Annotated in this window: 3 protein-coding genes; all 3 read left to right on the top strand. The window is 49.8% G+C overall.

All coding sequences use genetic code 11. The features are described from left to right. The first annotated feature begins 347 nt into the window (after positions 1-347). Entirely contained in the window at positions 348-878 is a 531-nt protein-coding gene (locus VGS11_06730) for a hypothetical protein (protein ID HEV2119779.1), read from the top strand. Positions 879-1,017: 139 nt separating this feature from the next. Beyond that, entirely contained in the window at positions 1,018-1,449 is a 432-nt protein-coding gene (locus VGS11_06725) for a nuclear transport factor 2 family protein (GenBank protein ID HEV2119778.1), read from the top strand. Positions 1,450-1,580: 131 nt separating this feature from the next. Continuing rightward, the coding region (locus VGS11_06720) for an AAA family ATPase (GenBank protein HEV2119777.1) at positions 1,581-1,930 on the top strand (350 nt) is incomplete at its 3' end.

The following is a 1,930-nucleotide window of genomic DNA, read 5'->3' as shown; positions in this document are numbered from 1 at the left end:
TCGCCCCAGGAGGGAGTGTGACGGTTCGGAGACCCCACTATATCTGTTCCTGACTAGAAAGAACGATCTGATCATCAGGATATTTCGTGTAGAGGTGAGCGAAACAGTCTTTTAGATTGGATTTTTCCCAACCTAATTGTCCTCGAATTATTGTTGGGCTTCGTCGGCAATAAACGCCCCGGTTCTGTTGTGCTGAGGTGTCATACCTCGGTCTCCAACACTTTGAAAATGATCGATATACTTTCGCTCGATGAATTCGAATAAATCGTTATGAATTCAGATGTAATCCAAGCGCGCTCATGAGAATCCCTTATTTGTAATACATCGTCTCACAAATCCGACACACATTGTCGACGAGAAAGAAGTCGGTTCTGAGGACAATACGGATAAGTGAAGAGCTTGACCGCCTTATCCAAAAAGACGCCAAGGAAAAAAGGACAAGTGTCAACGCCATGGTTGCCGGAATGCTTGAGAAGTATGCAGAGTGGGACAGGTTCACAGCAAAGTATGGCTTTGTGTCCTGTTCCCAGGATCTTTTCAGGAGTTTACTCGCCTCGTCTGTCGAGGAGGAGCTCGTCAAGAACGCGAAGCATCTTGGCGATAGACAGCCCAAGGAATTCCTTTACCTTTGGTTTAAGAAACTCGATTCCGATGGTCTCCAACGCTTCTTGTCCCTGATCTCCAAATATGCAACCTCGTATCAATATGACATGGAGGTCGAAGGCCGGACTCTCATTTTCAACGCTCACCATGACTATGGTGAGAAGTGGTCGAAGTTCCTCGAGTCTTTCTTCGGGCAGGCGGCAAGAGGCTTTGGGTGTGTCCCCCAGCTTGAGCATACGACAAAACACGTGATGTTGAGAGTCCAGATTCCATAGCGACTTGCCGGGAAACGATTTTTCCCGCGCCGAGATGAGCGGGCTGAATGATTCCTGTCAGACATTGTATCACAACCTCTGTCACGAGTGGACTTCCTCGTCAAATACTAGAGCAACCATAGTGGGATCGGTGAATGAAATGCAAGATGCAAACAAGCAGAACGTAGAGAAAGACAAGGAGGCTATCATCTCGATAGTCAAGGAAATGGCCGCATCAATGACTGGGCAGCAGAGCACGAAACACTGGGCTCAGGATGCGCTCTGGTTCGACATACCTGCCTTTGCCTCAAGAGGCGTACAACCAGCGCGGAACTTCTTTGACAAGGTCTTCAGCGGCTTCGAATCCTGCAAGGTTGACCTCCTCGAGACCGACGCCGTGGTGAACGGCAACATGGGTATGGTCTGCACCGTCCAGAGGGTCGACGTCAAAATGAAGAGCGGCGATGCAAAATCCATGATTGTCCGTGAGACCGACGTCTTTGAGAAGCGAGGGAAAGAATGGCAATTGATTCACCAGCATGCATCGGTTCCTGCGGGAGGAGCGTGGGATGGCAAGATCGCGAGAACTTGATCCATTAGCCATAACTGGGGTACTTGTGGGGTTTGTTCCAGAAGAAACGTCGCCGGAGTTGGGATTAAGAACGGTTTTCTTGCCGTCCTAAACAGTCTTTTGTATTAGACCAGAAATATTGCCGACTGACTCTGTTGGAAGCCGCTCTCTGGACTGAAAAATATCGGCCTAACACTCTGGACGAGATCGTCGATCAGGAAGAGATCGTTTCTCGTCTCGAAGAGTTTGTCAAGAGAGGAACAATGCCACACTGCCTCTTCGCAGGATCCCCAGGAACTGGAAAGACGACAGCCGCGCTCTGCCTCGCCCATGATCTGTTCGGAGAACGATTCCAAGACGTGTTCATGGAGCTGAACGCCAGCGACGAGAGAGGAATCGACGTCGTCCGGACCACCGTGAAAGAATTTGCACGCATGGCCTCGCTCAGCCAAGTGCCATTCAAGATTCTCGTACTAGACGAAGCTGACAACATGACGAACGA

The sequence above is a fragment of the Candidatus Bathyarchaeia archaeon genome (assembly GCA_035935655.1).
Classification (GTDB): Archaea; Thermoproteota; Bathyarchaeia; order 40CM-2-53-6; family 40CM-2-53-6; genus 40CM-2-53-6.
This window is presented reverse-complemented; position numbering and strand designations above follow the sequence as displayed.

Bases quoted from the DNA above. Each gene is read 5' to 3' on its own strand.
- VGS11_06725 (HEV2119778.1), top strand. From the start codon at position 1,018: ATGCAAGATGCAAACAAGCAGAACGTAGAGAAAGACAAGGAGGCTATC.